The organism is Cyanobium sp. BA5m-10 (genome assembly GCF_024346255.1).
In the GTDB taxonomy this organism is placed as follows: Bacteria; Cyanobacteriota; Cyanobacteriia; order PCC-6307; family Cyanobiaceae; genus Cyanobium_A; species Cyanobium_A usitatum.
Genome location: NZ_JAGQCP010000017.1, coordinates 28,563 through 48,094, shown reverse-complemented (window position 1 = coordinate 48,094; position 19,532 = coordinate 28,563). Strand labels below are relative to the sequence as shown.

The 19,532-nt window shown below is 62.6% G+C and carries 8 protein-coding genes (1 of these 8 only partly in view); 6 read left to right on the top strand and 2 right to left on the bottom strand.

The features are described 5' to 3' along the window. The first annotated feature begins 247 nt into the window (after positions 1–247). The 5 genes from KBY85_RS07975 (at position 248) to KBY85_RS07955 (ending at position 4,751) form a co-directional block, all read left to right on the top strand. Complete coding sequence (locus KBY85_RS07975; RefSeq protein WP_254960984.1) at positions 248–487, top strand: hypothetical protein; 240 nt, start codon at positions 248–250, stop codon at positions 485–487. A gap of 1,043 nt (positions 488–1,530) precedes the next feature. Next, the gene (locus tag KBY85_RS07970; RefSeq protein WP_396121831.1) at positions 1,531–2,334 is read left to right on the top strand and encodes a TIGR03032 family protein; all 804 of its coding nucleotides are present in this window, start codon (positions 1,531–1,533) and stop codon (positions 2,332–2,334) included. Between the two features lie 134 nt (positions 2,335–2,468). Then, the gene (locus KBY85_RS07965; RefSeq protein WP_254960982.1) at positions 2,469–4,028 is read left to right on the top strand and encodes a class I SAM-dependent methyltransferase; all 1,560 of its coding nucleotides are present in this window, start codon (positions 2,469–2,471) and stop codon (positions 4,026–4,028) included. An 85-nt stretch (positions 4,029–4,113) separates the two neighbouring features. Continuing rightward, positions 4,114–4,359 carry a FitA-like ribbon-helix-helix domain-containing protein gene (locus KBY85_RS07960; protein ID WP_254960981.1) on the top strand — a complete coding sequence of 82 codons (246 nt, stop codon included), beginning with the start codon at positions 4,114–4,116 and terminating at the stop codon, positions 4,357–4,359. Next, positions 4,356–4,751: a type II toxin-antitoxin system VapC family toxin gene (locus KBY85_RS07955; RefSeq protein WP_254960980.1), complete on the top strand. Its 396-nt coding sequence runs from the start codon at positions 4,356–4,358 to the stop codon at positions 4,749–4,751. The genes KBY85_RS07960 and KBY85_RS07955 overlap by 4 nt, the downstream gene beginning before the upstream one ends. A 21-nt stretch (positions 4,752–4,772) precedes the next feature. On the opposite strand, the gene KBY85_RS07950 is transcribed toward KBY85_RS07955, so the two are convergent. Together KBY85_RS07950 and KBY85_RS07945 are read right to left on the bottom strand one after the other, a co-directional pair. Beyond that, entirely contained in the window at positions 4,773–7,295 is a 2,523-nt protein-coding gene (locus KBY85_RS07950; protein WP_254960979.1) for a tetratricopeptide repeat protein, read from the bottom strand. Between the two features lie 10 nt (positions 7,296–7,305). Continuing rightward, positions 7,306–7,926, bottom strand: coding sequence for a class I SAM-dependent methyltransferase (locus tag KBY85_RS07945; RefSeq protein WP_254960978.1), 621 nt, complete (start codon positions 7,924–7,926; stop codon positions 7,306–7,308). Positions 7,927–8,207: 281 nt separating this feature from the next. Between KBY85_RS07945 and KBY85_RS07940 the strand changes: the two genes are divergently transcribed. Next, on the top strand, positions 8,208–19,532 hold the beginning of the coding sequence (locus KBY85_RS07940; RefSeq protein ID WP_254960977.1) for an Ig-like domain-containing protein. It continues 17,256 nt past the right edge of the window; only the first 11,325 of its 28,581 coding nucleotides appear in the window; it begins with the start codon at positions 8,208–8,210; the stop codon falls past the right edge of the window.

Below are 19,532 nucleotides of genomic sequence, written 5' to 3'. Positions count from 1 at the left end.
GTTCTCCGAACAGGGTCACAGACCGGCCCACCCATTGCCACAGCTGATGTCTGAGGGAGGCGAGCCGTCAGCCCCGGCTACGCCGGGGCTGATCCCCCCGAGTTACACCACTCCATGGGACGCCGCTTCAGCGGCCTGCTGGGTGGTCAGCGCGGCGTGTACCGGCACCAGCGTGACGGCATTCCCCTGAGCGAACTGGATCCCTGATATGAATTGCTGGTGAGAAGCCTGAGGTTGCAGTCGGCTGGTGCCGATCACTGAGGTAACGGAAACCAGAGCTGCTGCGGATCATCAAACGAAAGAGGCAAAAATTGGATGCGCTGGCGCAGAGCTGCTCTCCTTGAACCTGGCCGAAGTTCAGGAATTACTGCTGAGTGCCGGACTGGGTCTGCTATGTGATGGAATCTTCCGCGCCGGTGATGACCCGCTTGTGAAAGCCGTCGCCAAGGAGCTGCAGAGTCCTGATGCAAAAAAGGATGGCCCATGAAGTGAACAGAAATCCGTATATCGGCAGCAACTCCCCGGGCAAACGGTATCAACCAACCCCTAAGTTCTATCAAGGATAATTAGAGCTAGCGGATACCATGTATCAAAGTGAATGCAAATCCATCATGGCGTTTAGATAACATAGCACCACACGTAAGCGATTGCACGGCAACCATTTGGCCAGCCACGATCTGTTGGGTATGGGTAATCAATCGCTATTGACAGAGATGTCCATTCGATGTGGAGAATTTGATGTCTAGCTGATGGCCCAAGACTTCCGCTCAATGCCTCAAGGCTTGATCGAAGTTGCTTCCCAGCGAGATGCGGCTGATCGGAGGCAAACTTGCCCAAGAAACACAGTGTGCCAAAAGGCATCGACCAAGAACTATAAGAGAACCAAATAGCGGGCTAACCCCAGTCAAGCAGCCAGCGCTGGGCAGAAGTGACCAGATCGAGTGACCGGCCCAGTGACCTTAACCACCCAACCGCTAACTCCGCCCCGAGCAACCCCGGTAGCTGCCATCGTTTACGGTGGGTATGTTCCCTTCTGATTACAAGGGCCACAGATCCTTGATTAATAGACAGCAGACAAAAACTTTGGGATGTGTGGTTGGCCGCCATATCCTTATAGAGATGGTCCAAGGCACTCCCCCTGGCTTTACGCCCAATGCCTTAGTCGACAAAGCCTCATTAACTATCCTTGACCAATCTACGAGGAGGTTTGCTTGAAGGCCAATCAAAGAAAGGAAGATGAATGTAATGCCACTCAAGAAGATGATGCTGATGCACTGCCAGCCCTGCGGAGCGTTCATACAGAAAACTTTCCCCTAATATTAGAGGAAATAAATTCTTCACTTGCTGTAACACTTATCAAGCCGGAAAGTTAGTTTTTCTTAGACCTCAAGACGGCCTGCTTAATACCCACTTCCAGACCTTTGACTCGCCTATGAGTCTAGCTGCCAATCATCAGATCCTCTCTATTGGCACACCAGGGCATATACATCACTTCCGCAACATGCCAGCAGTTGCGCAAAACGCGAACCAATTGGTCACGTAGACGCCTGTTATATGCCCCGCGATTCGCACACCACAGGCGACATCCTTGTGCACGAGATGGCCTATGGCGAGAACGATGAACTTTGGGTAGTGAACACACGTTTTTCTTGCTTATGCACCCTGGATAATATCAATAGCTTTCTACCCCGTTGGAAGCCAAGCTTCATCACCGGATATTCCCCGAATGATCGCTGTCATCTTAATGGCCTAGGCATGGTTGATGGCAAACCCAAATATGTCACCGCCCTTGGTGAAACAAACACACCCACTGGTTGGCGAGACAATAAAAAAGACGGCGAAATTTTGATCGATATCCCCAGTGGCGAAGTCATCGCACATAATCTTTCTATGCCTCACTCGCCCCGCTGGCACAACGGGCAACTCTGGGTACTCGAATCTGGCAAAGGAACTCTCTCTGTTGTTGATCTCAAAACTGACAAGCATGAGGCAGTTGCAACTGTTCCAGGCTTCACACGGGGCTTGGATTTTTGGGGTCCCCTTGCTTTCATTGGACTATCCCAGGCAAGGGAAACGGCAGTTTTCAGTGGCATTCCCATCACAGAACAAAACATTGCACGCAACAGCGGAATTTGGATTATCAATATCGAAATAGGTCAGCTCGTTGCCTTTGTGAGGCTTGAAGATGCTCTGCAGGAAATCTTTGCGGTTCAGATTCTTCAAGGCATCGTCTGTCCAGACCTAGTCATTGATGAACCTGAAATAATTCACAGCTCTTACGAATTACCCAATCATGCCATGAAATATGCAGAAACAGTAAATCCCGCTGTCTAGTCATAATAGAAAGATTACAGAAAAGACTAATGCAGAATCGAAGTCAATAAGCAGTCGTGAATAAATTTACTTCCAGCTGTATATGTTGTTATCCAGTCCCCCGGGCTGAACCGAGCCCAGCAGCCCTCCAACCCATGACCCTTCGCCACGGCTATTTCACGGGAGCCGGCTACACCTATGACGCCCAAAGAGAACCGTCCCCCGAACGGCTGGCCTTCCTGGCCCTGCTCCACCGGCATCGGCCCCCGGAGGTCTGCGGGCCCTTCCAGCTGCTCGAGCTCGGCTGCGGCCAGGGCTACAACCTCTGCCTGCAAGCGGCGAACTATCCCCAGGCCCGCTTCCTCGGCATCGACTTCAACGCCGAGCACATCGCCCACGCCCGCTCCCTGGCGGCGGCCAGCGGCCTGGTGAATGTGCGCTTTGAGCAGGCCGATTTCCTGGAGCTGGAGCAGGCCGCAGGCGGCGTCATTGCCTGGGGCGACTTCGACTTCACCGTGGCCCACGGGATCCTGAGTTGGGTCGCCCCGGAGGTCCGCCTCAGCCTGATGCGTCTGGCTGAACGGGCCCTGCGTCCCGGAGGCCTGTTTTACCTCTCTTACAACACCCTGCCCGGCTGGCTGCCGATGCTGCCGTTCCAGCACTGCGTTAGCAGCTTGCAGGCCACGCTCGGGGATGGCATGCCGGCGCTGGACGGCGCCCGGGACCTGTTTCAGGGTCTTCGCCAGGCCAATGCCCAGGTTTTTGGCACCCAGCGGGATCTGCCACGCCGCCTCGATGGTTTGGGCAAGCTGGATCCCAGCTACCTGCTGCACGAATACAACAACAGCCACTGGCAGCCCCTCTATGCCAACCAGGTGATTGAGTCCATGCGCGAGCTGGGCTTGGGCTACCTCGGCAGCGCCACCCTGGCCGAGAACTTTGACGCGCTGCTGCCGGTGCCCGCCCAGCAGCAGATCCAACGCCTGAGTGACCCGGCCTTGAGGGAGCTGGTGCGCGACCTGCTCACCAACCAGGCGTTCCGCCGCGATGTGTATGTCAAGGGGGTGGACCCCCTCTGGCCCCTGGAGGTGTCCACCGCCCTTGAGCAGGTGCGGGTGTGCAGCCTGTTGGATCCAGACGCCCTAGTCGACGAGACCAGCCATCGCTTTCCGCTTGCCTGGGGCGAGGTCCAGGCCAACCGCGACTGGATTCGGGCCCTGCTTGCGGGCCTGCAGGATGGGCCCCGCTCCCTGGTCGAGCTCGGTCGCTTGATTCCCCCTGGCACGCCCCAGCTCTCGCTCGTGCCGACCGTGTCCCTCTTGCTGGGCCGCAATGCGGTGGCGCTGGTGCCGGCCGAGCGGGATCGGGGCCCCAGCCAGCGCTTCAACGCCCACATCGGCGCCAGCGTCGCCGCCGGTGCTCCCTATACCTTGCTGGCCTGCCCCGTGAGCGGCAACCTCCACAGGCTCACCGGGATGGAGCTCCTCGCCCTCAACGCCTTAAACCAGGGATGTAGCGAAGCCGCCCTGGCTGGGGCGATCGATGCCGGACTGCGGGCCCTGGATCAAACCATGCTGCGCGATGGGCAGCCTGTGCCGGAGAGTGAACGCCAAGCCGATCTGGAGCGCTTGGCCGAGAACTTTCGCCGCCGCTGCCTGCCGTTGCTGCGCCGCCTGGGGGTGCTGGGATCCGCAGCGCCGCCCCAACCGGGCTGATTGCGGCAGGCTCGAGATGCAGGCCTTGGACTGCGCAACCAGAATGGATCCATAATGGTTCCATGCCCAACTGCCGGCTGCTGGGATGGCCAAGACCCTCACGCTCAAAAACCTGCCCGAAGCCCTGCATGCGCGCCTCAGTGCAGCTGCCAGGCACCATCGCCGCAGCCTCAACAACGAAGCCATCGTCTGCCTGGAGGCTGGTCTTGCCGCTGCATCCGTTCCTGTGCCGGACCGCTTGCGTGAGATTCGGGCGTTACGGCAAACGCTTGGTAGCAGTGATTTTGATCCGAACGTGATCGAGGCCTTCAAGGCGGAGGGCCGCCCATGATTGTGGTTGACACCAACTTGGTGGCCTATTTGCTGTTACGGGGACCCCAAACCGCTGCCGCAGAAGCCTTGCTGGAAGAGCACCCCACCTGGGCTGCGCCGCCGCTGTGGCGGAGTGAATGGCGCAATGTGTTGTGTGGTTACCTGCGACGCGGCACCCTCAGCCTTGAGCAGGTGATTGCCCTGCAAGAGCAGGCCGAAACCCTGGTGATTGGCCATGAGGAACCGGTCCAATCCGAGGACGTACTGAAGTTGGCTGCCAGCAGCGGTTGCAGCGCTTACGACTGTGAGTTTGTTGCTGCGGCTCAACAACTCGATGCACCGCTTGTCACCGCTGATCGTGCCCTGCTCAAGGCCTTCCCTGCCTTAACCAGGCCGCTGGGTTGCAGCTGAGGGCACTCCTTGCTCGCTGTCCTACTCGCCCCCACTCCTCTCGTCCCACGCCTGCAGGTAGAGCGCTTCAAGCTCCCGCGTGAAGCCGGCGTTATCCATCAGGGGCGAGGCCTGCAGTTCGGCGCGCAGGCCGCTGCGGATTGTCGCCAGAGCTTGGGGATCGGCGGCGAGGCGTTGGGCGATGGCGATGTACTCCTCGGGGCTGCGGGCGATCCACTCGGGCCGGCCCAGGCTGGTGAGGATGCTGGCGCCGCCGCGGCTGGAGCTGCGCCCGCCGGCCAGGGTCACTAGCGGCAGCCCCATCCAGAGGGCATCGAAGCTGGTGGTGCCGCCGGCAAAGGGGGAGGTGTCGAGGGCGATGTCGATTTGGCCGTAGGTGGCCATGTAATCGGGCCCGTTTTGATAGCCGATCAGGCTGATTCGATCGCTCGCAACCCCGCGCTCGGCGAAGCACTCCAGCAAGCCCAGGCGGGCCCGGGTTTCCTTGATGTGCAGCACCAGCCTCGAGCCGGGCACGCTGGCGACCAGTTGGGCCCAGAGCTCGCGCAGCCCTTCGTTCACCTTCACGAAGTTATTCAGGCTGCCGAAGCTGATCACGCCGCTGCCCAGGCAGGGGGGCGGCACCACCTCGGGGATGGCAACCACCGGCGGCGGCACGGCAAAACTCCACCAGCAGCGCGGCAGGCGCAGGGGCTGCTCGCTGAAGGGCAGCGGCCCGCCTTCGGGCGGATCGAGCACCCGATCGGTGATGCGGTAATCCATGGCGGCTAGGCCGGTGGTGCCCACATAGGCCAGGTAGCTGATCTGCACCGGCGCCGGCTTGCGGGCGAATAGGCCCGGACGGCAATCGCGGGCGTACATGGTGAGGTCGATCAGCAGGTCGATGCCATCGGCGCGGATTTGCTCGGCCAGGGCGCCATCATTGAGCTGGTGGACATCGCGCCATTGCTCGACGTGCTTGGCGATCTCGCTGGTGAAGCCATCCTTGAGATAGCGCGACGAGTAGGCGAAGATCTCAAACTGGCTGTGGTCGTGGTGCTCGAGCACCGGCAGCAGGAACCGCGCCACCGGATGCATCCAGAAATCGGGCGACACATAGCCCAGCCGCAGCCGGCGCGCGCCGATCGCTGCTGGTGCAAGCGCAACGGCCTCGCTGCCAAGGGCCTCGCTACCTAGGCCGTCGAATTTGGCCTGGGCCAGGCGCCTTGCTTCGGCGGCCAGGTGGGCATCGCTAGCACTGGGGCTGTAATTGAGTGCGAACAGGTAGTTGGGCACAAAATCGCGATCGTCCTGGCCAAGGTCGATGCCGCGGTGGTAGCTCTCCAGGGCCAGATCCACCTTGCCCTGGTCGAAATAGGCGTTGCCGAGGTTGGAGTGGGCAGCGGCGAACTCGGGCTTGATGCGAATCGCCTCCTGCAGGGCCTGTTCGGCCAGGTCGGGATAGCTGGCTTCGCGCTGGGCATTGGCCAGGTTGGCTAGGGCCTCGGCGTAATCGCTGCGCTGGGAAATGGCCCGTTCAAAGGTGGCAATGCTCTCGCTGTGGCGCCGCAGGTTGAGCAGGATATTGCCGAGATTGTTGAGGGCCTCGGGAAAATCGCTCTGGAGTTCTAAGGCCCGGCGCAGGGCCGAAGCTGCCAGCTCATACTGCCCCAAGGCATTGAGCACGTTGCCCTTGGTGAACTGCACCTGGGCGTTTTGGGGATCCAAGGCCAGCGCCCGCTCACTCCACTGCTGGGCGCCCTGGAGTTGGTAGGCGTCGAGCTCGAGCTGGGCCAGGTTGGAACAGGTTTCGGCCGCCAGCGAGGCATTGGCCGGATCGCTAGGTGGAGCCTGCTCCAGGGCGGCCTCAAAGGCGGCCGTTGCCCCGGCTAGATCGCCTTGCTGCTTGCGGGCCAGCCCGAGGTTGTTCCAGGCCTCGGCAAACTGCGGTTGCAGGGCAAGGGAGCGCTCTAGGGCCTCCAGGGACTCGGGCCAACGCGCGAAGCGGCCCAGGGCATCGGCCAGGTGAAACCAGCTCGCCGCGTCATCGGGCGCCAGGGCCACGGCCCGTTCGGCCGCCGCTAAGGCCTGCTCGCGCCGGTTGGCGCGCAGCTCCATGGCGGCGAGCTTTTGCCAGGCGAGCACAAAGTCGTCCTGGGCGGCTGTGGCCTGGCCAAAGCTGGCGGCCGCCTCGTTCCAGCGGCCATAGAGCTGGTAGAGATGGCCCAGGTTGTAGAGCGCCAGGGCGTCGCCGGGTTCCTGGGCCAGGGCGCGCTGGTAGGCCGCCTCGGCCTCCTGGGGCCGCTGCAGATCCTTGAGCAGGTTGCCCAGGTTCACCCAGTAAAAGGGCTCAGCCGCTTCGCTTTGCACCGCCGTGCGCAGGTGCGGCAGCGCGGCCATCGGGTTGCCACTCTGGTGCTCCAGCAACCCCAGGTAGTGATGGGCAGGAGCGTTGCCCGAATCACTCGCCAGGATCGCTCCATAGCCCTGGCGCGCCTGTTCCAGCTGACCCTGCTGATGCAGGGCAATCGCTGCGGCCAGAGGGCCGGTCTGGACGAAAGCCATGCCCCCTTTCCTAGAAGGCTGCTGACGGGTCCAGGCTGGACAGCGGCAGATCAAACAGGGCCGCGAGCTCGGGGTCGGGATCGCCGTTGAAGGTGATCAGGTTGAGTTCCAGGTTGCCCTGCTGGCAGAACATCGGGCTAAAGCCGCTGGCTTCCACCACATTGGCCAGGGTGCGGCGGCTGAAGCCGGTGCGATGGGCGTAATAGTCCTGGCCGCTTTGGGCGATCATGCCGCCGTGGCCGAAGAGCACATCGAGCGGGGTGATCGGACCCATGGGCGATTCATAGAGCAGGCCATCGAGGTCGATGCCCTGCTGCACGCAGGCGAGCATCAGCTCCTGCAGATCGGGCACGATGATGTGGGCCAGGCCGCCGGGCTTGAGCACATGGCGGAAGCCCGCCAGCACCACGGGCACTTCGTGCTGGCGCACATGCTCGAGGTTATGGGAGCAATAGACGGCATCAAATTGCTGCGGCTCCAGGCTGGTGAGCTCTCTCACATCCAACACGATGTCGGCCCCAACCGACGGATCTAGGTCGAGCAGGACCTGCTCAAACGTGGCGTAGGGGCCAGGGAGTTGGATCCCGCGGGACTGGCCGCCCACATTGAGGACCCGTCTCTGCTGTGTCACGACGTCATCCATAGGGAGGGCTAGGAAGCTGGGCAATATTTAAATCCTAACAGAAGTCTTGCATTTAGAACAAAAAAGAGACCATATTTATACGGCAAACTATTATATTTGAACGCTAATGTGCTTTTAATGCAATTCGCAAAAGTGATAGCATGGCTAGGGCCGCCAGGCTGTAGTGATGACTAACTACCTATTTGAGGAGCCATTTTAACGCGTCAATCTGACGCTTAGCTTAGTGTAATAGTGTAATATTTAATCCAATAATTATTTGTTTAACATCTGTGGCCGTTACCGCGTTGCGCGCCAGCCAGAGCAAAGGGGCTTTTGGCCTGTCTGCAACAGTCTGCGGCCGGCCTGCCGCCAAAACTGGCGGTGCGGCTGCGGCGCCGCAGCCAGCCGGCGACCCCTTCGACTTGGTGCTGCTCAGCGCCGAGCTCGCTGGCTCCGTGCCGCCAGAGGAGCTCGCCGGTGCGCGGGTGGTGGTGCTGGAGGCGGGCCGCGATGGCATTGGCCAGATCGGCGCTGCCCTGGCCGCCCATCCGGGCGCCTCGGTCGTTCGCGTAATCAGCCACGGCGAACCGGGCGCGTTGCTCCTTGCGGGTCAACGGATCAGCAATGCCACCCTGCAGCTGCGTGCGGACGCCCTGACCGCCTGGCGGCAGCACCTGGCTCCTGGCGCCGAGATCCTGCTCTATGGCTGCTCCGTGGCCGCAACCCCTGAAGGGCGGGCCTTGGTTGATGGGCTGGCGGCACTCACGGGGGCCGCGGTGGCCGCCAGTGTCACCCCCACCGGTTCGGCCGCCCAGGGCGGTGATTTAACGCTTGGCTATGCCACCGGGCCGATCAAGGCCCAAACGGAACGCTTCTCCCAGGCCTGGGATCACTCCGGCCTGATCTTGGCGGTACCGGTGTTCACCAGCCCAGCCAGCGCCGATTTCAGCCGCACCGTGGCCGGATCGTTTGCGGTGGCGGCCACGGGCTCGCCGACCTATTCGATAGCTCCAGCGACCCTGTTTGAAACGAGTTTCTCCACCCTGCCATCGGATTGGGCACTGAGCAACGCCCAAATCAGTGGTGGTTCGGCTGCCCTCAACCCGGCCACCGCTAACACCAACGGCGCGCTCATCCTGCCCAAGCTAGGTAGCGCAAGCCCGGGCTCTTTCACGGCGGCTTTTGACTACACCGCTGGCAATGTCAGCGTCGGCGGTACTACTGCAAGCGGAACCAGCTTCAACTACGGCACGATCACCAGCACCACAGGCAGCGCGACCTCCATGGTCGGCAGCAATGGCCTTGTAGTCAGCTTTCTTGAGGCCTACACCAAGGCGGGGGCGATTACCACAACAGCGCCCTCGTCCGTTGAGGTGCGCTGGAACGGCTTGGTCATCGCCTCGGCGCCCGTCAGTTTTGGCATCGGTGCCAAGCCGGTGCAGATCAAGCTCGATGCGGCCAATCTGCTCACAGTCAGCTATGTCGGCGCCCAGGTTTTAAACGCGAACCTGAGCGGCAAGGTGAACGCCGCCGACCGCTCCAACTGGCAGTTCGCCCTGGGCTCCGCCAACACCAGCGCGAACACCAGCAGTCACAGCATCGACAACCTCGCGATCGTGTCAAACGGGGGATTGCCCGCCGGTCTGTCGCTCGACCCCAGCACCGGTGTGATCTCCGGTACGCCCACCACGGCGGCGAGCGCAGGCCAGCACGTGTTCAATGTTGTGGCCACCAATGCAGATGGCGCCACTTCGCAATCATTCAGGCTGAACCTGGCCTCTGGCGCGCCCGTTTTCAGCAACTCCTCGACCCAGGCATTGCTACCTGGAGTGCCCAGCGCGATTGCCATCGCGGCAGCCGGCAGCGCCGGCCCCGCCACCTACAGCGTGGCGCCCCAGGCCCTGATCAGCACCACGCTGGCCAATGCCGGCAGCCTGCCCGCGGGTGCCTATATCAATGGCAATAGCCGATTCAATAACGGCGCGATCGAACTCACCCAGAATACGAACAATCAAACCAGCTTTGTTCAATTCCTGGGCCAGGGTGAGCAGAACCCCACGGCGTTTACAGCCGGCTTCAACTACAAGGTGGGCGGCGGCACCGCCGTTGGCGGTGGCGGCATCAGCTTTAACTATGGCAACCCCGGCGATAACAGCAAGGGGTTGCGCGTTTCCATCACGGAACTGCCAACCAATGCCACCACGAATGCCAACCTGGAGGTGGCTGTTTGGTGGAACAACACCAAAGTTGGCGGAACCACGATCGCTAACCCCTTCACCAGCGCTCTTTATTCCAGTAGCAATCCCTACTTACCTGTCAAGATTGCGATGAGCGCCGAGGGGCGCCCGCAGGTGTGGGTGAACAATGTCCTGGCTTTTGACACAGGCAATGTCACGGGTTGGCAAACCGTCGACAAATCACTTTGGGCCTTCGGCTTCACGGGCACCACCGGCGCCAGCAATAACAACTTCCACACCATTAAGGATGTGGTGATCGGCAGCAACGGCGTGTTGCCGCCGGGGCTGAGCCTCGATCCCACCACCGGCGTGATCAGCGGCCAGCTGGGCCTCGGCACCGCGGTGGACCCGTATGTGGCTGTCACGGCCACCAATGCTGCGGGCAGCACGAGCCAGCTGCTCAAGCTCGATGTCACCGCCAGCAACACCCTGACCGGCCAGCGCCCGGGCACGGGCACCAGCCTCGGTGGCCCCAATTTCTTGGGCGCCACCGGCGAGCAGTTCCGCAACCTCTCAGCCTTTGCGGCGCTCACCAAGGACGGCTCGGTATCGGTGTGGGGCAACACCGCCAACGGCGGCAAACAAGCCGATGCGCCCACCGGCACCGGCTACACCCTCATTACCTCCAACGAGAAGGCCTTCGCCGCCCTCAAAAACGACGGCTCGATTGTTTCTTGGGGCTTTAGCGGCAACGGCGCCACCGGCGAGCCGACGGGCACCGGCTACAAGATGATTTCCGCCACCCGCGATGCATTTGCCGCCATCAAAAGCGATGGCAGCATCACCGCTTGGGGTAACACCGCCAACGGTGGCACATTTAGCGCCACCAGCACCGCCTCACCCACCGGCACCGGCTTTATCCGAATCTTCGCCAACGGTGGTGGCTTCGCGGCCCAAAAGATCGATGGCACGATCAAGACCTGGGGCAACACCAACAGCATCGGCACAAGCGCCCTTTTTGCCACCACGGCGTTCGCTCCCCGCGTCACCGTCAACGACTACCAGCCGAGCACGACCTCCTACGGCGCGTTCGGGGCGATCATCACCTCGGGCACGATCAGCACCTGGGGTTCGAGCCTTACCGGCGGCACCACGGGCAAACCCACCACCACGGGCCAGCAGGAGGTGGTGACCACCTCCCGGGCCATGGCGGCGATTGACAGCAATGGCTTCATCACAGCCTGGGGTGACACGGCCTACGGCGGCACCAGCGCACCCAAGGACAGCGGCTACCGCCAGCTCTACGGCAACAGCGCCGCCTTCGTGGCGATCCGCCAGGACGGCTCCCTTTCTGCTTGGGGCAGCACGCTCAATGGCGGCTCCGGCGCCCCCACCGGCACGGGCTACACCCAGGTGTACTCCACGCTCAATTCGTTTGCGGCGCTGAAGGCCGACGGCAGCATCAGCGTGTGGGGCAGCTCCCTAGAGGGCGGCAACACCAAGGTGGCCCCCGTCGCCACCGGCTACACCAACCTGTTCAGTAGCCAGGGCGCCTTTGCGGCGATCAAGGCCGATGGCTCGGTTTCCGTGTGGGGCGACACCACCATGGGCGGCACGGGCGGGCCGACTGGCACCGGTTGGAGCGAAATCACCACTTCGGGCACGGCCTTTGCCGCCCGCAGGAGCGATGGCTCGCTTTATGCCTGGGGCTCCTCAACGACCGGCGGCAGCGGCGCGCCGACGGGCAGCAACTTCCTCACCGTGCAATCGCCCACCCTGGCGGCGCCCTACCTGCCGCTTTCCGCCGGCGCGCCGACGAGCTTCGTTGTCAACCAGACGCAGCAATCGCAGGTGTTCCTGGGCATCCAGGGCGAGGGCCTCACCTTCACGATCACCAACGGCAAGCTTCCCGTTGGCATGAAGCTCGATGCCGCCACCGGCTGGATCCATGGCAACCCCGCCGAGCCGGGCAGCTTCCCGCTCACGATTAACGCCACTAGCGCCGCCGGCAGCGTCACCCAAAACTTCAACCTCAGGGTGGAAAGTTCGCTGCTGCCCAACCAGCGCCAGGGCGCTGGTGCCGTCTACACCATCGGCTCGGGCACGGAATACGCCAACGGGGCGGCCTTTGCCGGCCTCACTGCCAACGGCGGCGTCTACTCCTGGGGCTCTAATGATTATGGCGGCAGTGGCGAACCCACCGGCACCGGCTACACCCAGATCACCGCCAGCTCTAACGCCTATGCCGCACTTAAATATGATGGCAGCATCACCGCCTGGGGTGACAGTCGCTACGGCGGCGTTGGCGCGCCCACTGGCAGCGGTTACACCAAGATCTATTCCACGAATTTTGCCTTCGCCGCCCTCAAGGCCGACGGAAGCATCTTCGCCTGGGGGAACACTTCCGTGGGCGGCAGCGGCTTTCCCACCGGCACTGGCTATACCAAAATTTCCTCCACTATCTATAGCTTTGCGGCCGTAAAGGCGGACGGAAGCATCACCACCTGGGGCACTGTGGTGGGTGCTCCCACTGGCACCGGCTTCACCAGCATTACTCCCAACGGCGATGCCTATGCGGCGCTCAAAGCCGACGGCAGCATCACCGCCTGGGGAGACAGTGTTGGCGGCGGTAGCAACGCGCCCACGGGCACCGGCCACACCAAGATCTTTGCCAATAACGGCTCCTATGCGGCGCTCAAAGTTGATGGCAGCATTGCCGTGTGGGGCAACACCAACAATGGGGGTGGAACCAACGGGCCAACAGGGAGCGGCTTTGTCGATATCTGGTCCACCGCCAACGGTTTTGCCGCCCTGAAGAGCGATAGCTCCCTCGTCTCGTGGGGCTACTCGGGCAATTTCGACACCAGCTTCCCCTCAGACACCGGCTTCACTCAAGTCTTCTCCACCGGCGGCTCCTTCGCGGCGCTGAAGGCCGACGGCTCGATCGTCTCTTGGGGTGCCACCGATAGCGGTGGCACCGGCGCGCCTGGCGGCACCGGCTTCAAGACCATTTACACCAACAACAACGCCTTCGCCGCCATGAAGGCCGACGGCAGCATCACCGTCTGGGGTAAACCCAGCTTTGGTGGCACAGGCGCTCCCAGCGGCACTGGCTACACCCAGATCTTCAGCCGCGCATACGCCTTCGCCGCCATGAAGGCCGACGGCACCCTCTCCGTTTGGGGTTCATCAAGTGGCGGCTTGCAAGGCGCTACGGCTCAGGTGGCGTTCGCCTCGCTTCAAAACGCCACCGCGGTGGTGCCCGCCCGCCAGTTCGCCGTGACCGGCAACCTGCCCGCCGCCCGACTCGGCACCTCGCTGGCCATCCAGGCCCTGAACCTCAACGGCGTGGCGGCCTACCAGGTGGGCGCCAACACGGGCCTCGGCCTCGGCAGCGCCATCACCAGCGGCGCCCTGCCTGATGGACTCAGCCTCAATGTCGCCACCGGCTATTTGGAAGGCACGGCCACCAAAACCGGCACCTCCAACTTCACCGTCACCACCTTCAACGGCACCGGCCAATCGAGCCAGGCTTATTCATTGACGGTGTCGAGTGCCAGCACTTCCACCGCGGAGCCCACTTTTAGCACGGCCAAACCGATCGGCTATGCCAACTACGCCGTCGGCCAAGCCGCCAGCTACGACCTGGCCGCGGTTGCGACTCCAACAAATGTCCAGCTGAACTATTCGCCCATTGCCGGCACCCTGCCCCCCGGCATGCAGATGGAAGCCAGTGGCACTCTGGCCGGCACGCCCACCACGCCCGGCAACTACCAGTTCACGCTGGCCGCCAGCGATGGCAAAGGCATCTCGGCGCAGACCTTCACCATCAAGGTGAGTGCCGACACGCCTAACCAAAACATAGGCCAGTACTCCACCGTCGATGCCATGAGCACCGGCACCCAGGGGTTGAACGAGAGGGCCTATGCCGCCCTCAGGCCCAATGGCACCATCGTCACCTGGGGCGCAAGCGGCTATGGCGGCGCCGGGGCCACCGGCGTGCCCACCGATGCCGGCTATGTGCAGATCGCCCAGACTTCCCAAGCCTTCGCTGCGCTGCGTTACGACGGCTCAATTCAGGCCTGGGGCAACACCGAATACGGCGGACTGGATACTCCAACCGGCACCGGCTTCACCCGCTTGTTTTCCAATGGCTACGCCTTCGCCGCCATGAAGGCCGATGGCAGCATCTCGACCTGGGGAGCGACCTTTGCCGGCGGCACTGGCGAACCTACCGACACCGGCTACACCCAGATTTTCACCAACGAAAAGGCCATGGTGGCCATGAAGGCCGATGGCAGCTTGGTCGCCTGGGGTAATTCTGCCAATGGCGGCACGAACGCGCCCGCCGGCACCGGCTATGTCACCATCACCTCCAACGAAACCGCCTTTGCCGCCCTGAAGGCCGATGGCTCGATCACGGCCTGGGGCAATAGCACCTATGGCGGCCTGCTGCCTTCCCTGGCCAGCAATAACAGCTACACCGCCATCTATTCCAACTACTACGGCTTCGCGGCACTGCGCGCCGACGGCACCATCACCACCTGGGGCAACACACCCCTTGGCGATAATCCGTTCACCGGCGGCAGCAACTTTATGAGCGTCGCGGCTACCGGCTCGGCCTTTGCAGCGCTGAGATCCGATGGCACCCTCACGGCCTGGGGTAGTTCCACCGGCGGCGGCCACACCAGCTTCCCCACTGGCGCCAACCACACCGCCATCTATTCCACCAATGGCGCTTTCGCGGCCCTAAGGACCAATGGCACCATTAACTCTTGGGGTAACGCCAACGCCGGCGGCCAGGGCGCGCCAGCGAGCTCAATCACCGGCTTCACCCAGATCTATTCCAACGAACAGGCGTTCACCGCCCTTAGGAACAATGGCACGCTCTTCTCGTGGGGCAATGGCGCCTTTGGCGCCGGCAAGCAGCCCACTGGCACCGGCTTCACCTCGGTCTACTCAAACAATACTTCGTTCGTGGCCCAAAAAATCGATGGCAGTCTGTCGGCCTGGGGTAACACCAATAACGGCGGCTTCGGCTTACCCACCAGCACCGGCCTAACCGTCAGCTCGGCCCGGGAGATGATTCCGTATCAGCAGTACGGCACCACCGGCGACCTGCCCACGGCCTATCTCGGCCGAGCGATTGGAAACGACGGCGGCGCCGGCCCAACGGCCTACCAGGTGGGTGCGATCAGCCAGGGGGCCTATTACAGCATCACCGCCGGCGCCTTGCCCGGAGGGTTGTCCCTCGACCCGGCTACCGGGTTCCTGTTCGGCACGCCATCCGGCCTAGCCGGCACCTATTCGTTCACCGTCACCAGCACCAGCGCGGTGGGGTCGACGGCCCAGGTGTATGTGCTGGAGGTGAAACAGCCGTTGGGGGTGATTTTGCCCAACCAGAGGGTGGGCAGCGGGGCTGTTTACAGCGCGGGGTCCGGCCAGTCTGCAAGTAATTCGGCAGCCTTTGCGGCCCTGAAGGCCGACGGTTCGATCAGTGCCTGGGGCAGTTCAGCTCACGGTGGCACCGGCGCTCCCACCGGCACGGGTTTCACGCAGGTCTTTTCCTCTGGCACTGCCTTTGCGGCTTTGAAGCCCGACGGTTCGATCAGTGCCTGGGGCAACTCAGATACCGGTGGCACCAACGCTCCCACCGGCACCGGTTTCACGCAGGTCTTCTCCAATAACTCTGCCTTTGCGGCGTTGAAGGCCGAAGGTTCGATCAGTGCCTGGGGCTACGCATATTCCGGTGGCAGCGACGCTCCCAGCGGCACCGGTTTCACGCAGGTCTTTTCCACGGGCTCTGCCTTTGCGGCGTTGAAGGGCGACGGTTCGATCAGTGCCTGGGGCAACGCATCTTTCGGTGGCAGCGGCGCTCCCACCGACAGCGGTTTCACGCAGGTCTTTTCCACGGGCTCTGCCTTTGCGGCGTTGAAGGGCGACGGTTCGATCAGTGCCTGGGGCAACGCATCTTTCGGTGGCAGCGGCGCTCCCACCGGCAGCGGTTTCACGCAGGTCTTCTCCAATAACTCTGCCTTTGCGGCGCTGAAGGCCGACGGTTCGATCAGTGCCTGGGGCGACTCCTATTCCGGTGGCACCAACGCTCCCAGCGGGACCGGTTTCAGGCAGGTCTTCTCCAATAACGGTGCCTTCGCGGCGCTGAAGGCCGACGGTTCGATCAGTGCCTGGGGCTATGCATATTTCGGTGGCACCGGCGCTCCCGCTCCCACCCTCAACGGTTTCACACAGGTCTTTTCCACGGGCGGTGCCTTCGCGGCGCTGAAGGCCGACGGTTCGATCAGTGCCTGGGGCGACTCAGCTAACGGTGGCAGCAACGCCCCTAGCGGCACCGGTTTCACGCAGATCTTCTCCACGGGCTCTGCCTTTGCGGCGCTGAAGGCCGACGGTTCGATCAGTGCCTGGGGCGACTCAGCTAACGGTGGCAGCAACGCCCCCAGCGGCACCGGTTTCACGCAGGTCTTTTCCATTAACACTGCCTTTGCGGCGCTGAAGGCCGACGGTTCGATCAGTGCCTGGGGCAACTCAGCTTTTGGCGGCAGCGGCGCGCCGGCCGGCAGCTTTGCCACCGTGCAATCGGCCCTGGTGAGTGACCCGGCGTTTGCCGCTTTCCCGGCCAATTCAGCATTTTTGGCCAAGGCGAATCTGCCCTTCTTTGCCAACCTCGGCGCCCAGGCTGTGGGCGCCCGCTATGAACTAACGGTGGGCAGTTTGCCTTCGGGGATGAGCCTCGACGCCACCACCGGCGTGCTGAGCGGCACCCCCACCGGCAAGGGCACCTATGCGTTCATTTTGTCGGCCTCGACCCCGGCGGGAACCGCCTCCCAACCGTTCAAACTGGTGGTGGAGGGAAGCTCCGCCCCCGCGTTTACCAGCGGCGCCAGCACCAACTTCACCACGGAATTCACCATTGGCACGCCGAGGACCTTCACCGTCGTTGCGACCGGGGACCCCGCGCCCACCTACGCCGTGTCTGGGACTACTCCTCTCCCCAGCGGCCTAACCCTCAACGCCAATACCGGCGTGATCAGCGGCACACCCGTGGAGGGCACCGGCGGCGTGAGCAACCTAATCATCACCGCTACCAATAGCGCCGGAAGCACCAACCAAGCCTTCACGCTGACGGTGATTCAGGCTCCATTTATTACGAGCGCGAACAGGAACACCTTCCAAACAGGCACTTCCGGCAGCTTCAACTTCATTGCCAGCGGCTACCCCGCCCCCAGATACAGCACCAATGGCCCCCTGCCCACGGGTGTGACCCTGACAAGCACGGGCGAGCTGAGCGGCACTCCGGCAGCAGGCACCGGTGGTGTGTATGCGTTCTTCGTTGTGGCGGGCAACGACGCCCCTAATGGCTCCAAACAGAGCTACATCCTCACCGTGAACGCGCTGCCCACGTTCACCAGCCCCAATAGCACTACGTTCAATAAAGACAAGTCGGATACTTTCACCGTCGCTGCGACCGGCTTCCCCACAGCCGTCACCTACGGATTGGCCGCCGGCAGTAACCCCCTCCCCGCAGGCCTAACGATCAACCCCACCACGGGCGAGTTAGCAGGCACCCCCACGGCGGCTGGCGGCGCCTACAGCTACGTCTTAGAAGCTAAAAACGGCGCCGGCAGCACCACCCAGGCCTTCTCGTTGAATCTCAACGAAGTCCCCGCTTTCACCAGCGCAGCCAACGGCAGCTTCAACGCCGGCACTGCAAATAGCTTCCTGTTCACCACCAGCGGTTATCCCGCCCCAAGCTTCTCCGTCACCGAGGGGAAACTGCCCGAAGGTGTCACCCTCAACCCCATAACCGGCGTACTCAGCGGCACCCCCCAAGGCCAGGTTGGCAACTATGCCTTCTCCGTCACGGCGAGCAACGGCCTCGGTGCTGATGCTTCAACGGGCTTCATTCTCACCCTTGGCGCCTTGCCCGCCACGGCCTTGAAGATCGTGGCTCCGACTGATGTGCAGAGCGGCAGCACCAATACCGTTTTGGTTCAGGCTGTTGATGCCAATGGCAACGTCGACAAAACCGCCACTGGCACGGTGACGCTGGTGGCTAACGGTTCCGGCAGCTTGGAAAGAGCTGGCAGCACCGGTGACCTCACCGCCGACCTGATCAATGGTGTGGCCACCTTCCCGGGCCTGGTCTATCGGGCCGCTGCCGATGGTGAATCGTTCACGTTAAAAGCCACCTCCGGCAGCCTCAGCAGCCCAGCCACCCAGCCGATCAGCGCCGATGTCGTAGCAACCACACTCGAGATCCAGGGCACCTCCAGCACCACAACCCTGGAGTCGGGCGTGGCAGCCAGCCTTAGCGGTCTGCGCCTGGTGGGTGTGGATGCCTCGGGAGTGATCGATAAAAACTGGCTGCCCAGCGGTCAAACCGTAAGGCTCAGCCTCACGGGCCCAGGCGATGCCCCCCTCGATGAGGTTGTTAGCGCCTTTTCGCTTGGCGGCGCTAGCGCGTTCAGCGACCGTGACAGCAGCGCCACCACGATCACCCTCGATGGCAAGGCCATCGGCAGCGATGGCAGCATCGATCTCGGTGCCCTGCAGCTCACCACCACCAACCCCAGCGGCAGCCCCACGGTGGCTCTGGCCTTGAAGGCCGAGCGCATTTCAGCCTCAGGCCCGCTGCTCAAGGGAACCCTGCCAGCGAGCCTCACCAGCAGCAGCGCACCGATCACCAACCGGGCGCCCCAGCTGAATCTGGATCCCACGAATGCGCCCAATTCGTATACCGAAAACGGCAGCCCCATGGCGATCGTGGGTCCACTCGCCAGCGTCAGCGACGCTGACAACAGCCTGCAATCGCTGCAGGTGGCAATCAGCAATGGCCAAGTCGGTGATCTGCTGGCCTTGGCGAGCACCCCGAGCGGTTTAACGGCGGCCTACGACGCCTCCAGTGGCTCGCTGATGATTAAGGCCGCTGCTAATGCCACCCCCACCCTGGCCGATTTCCAGGCCGCCCTGTTGGCGGTCCGCTACTCCAACAGCTCCGATAACCCCGACACCACACCGCGCCAGATCAGTGTCACGGCCAATGACGGCAGCGGTTTGGCCAATGCCACGGCCACGGCCAGCCTCACGGTGGCGGTGGTCGCTACCGATGACCCCACCACGCTCACCAACCTGCCGCCTGCGATCGCCGCCACGGAAGACACCCCGACGCCGCTCAACCTGGGCGCCCTGGTGTTGGCCGATCCCGATAGCGGCAATGGGCCGCAAACGCTGCAACTATCGGTGCGCCAGGGCAGCACGCTCAGTGGCAGCCTCAGCGCCAACAACGGCCCGGGGGTCACGGTTAGTGGCAGCAATAGCGCCCAACTGACCCTGGTGGGCACGATCAGTGCCCTTAATAGCTATCTGCAAACCAGTGAGGTTCTCAACTTCACCCCCGCCAGCAATGCCAATGGCAACCAT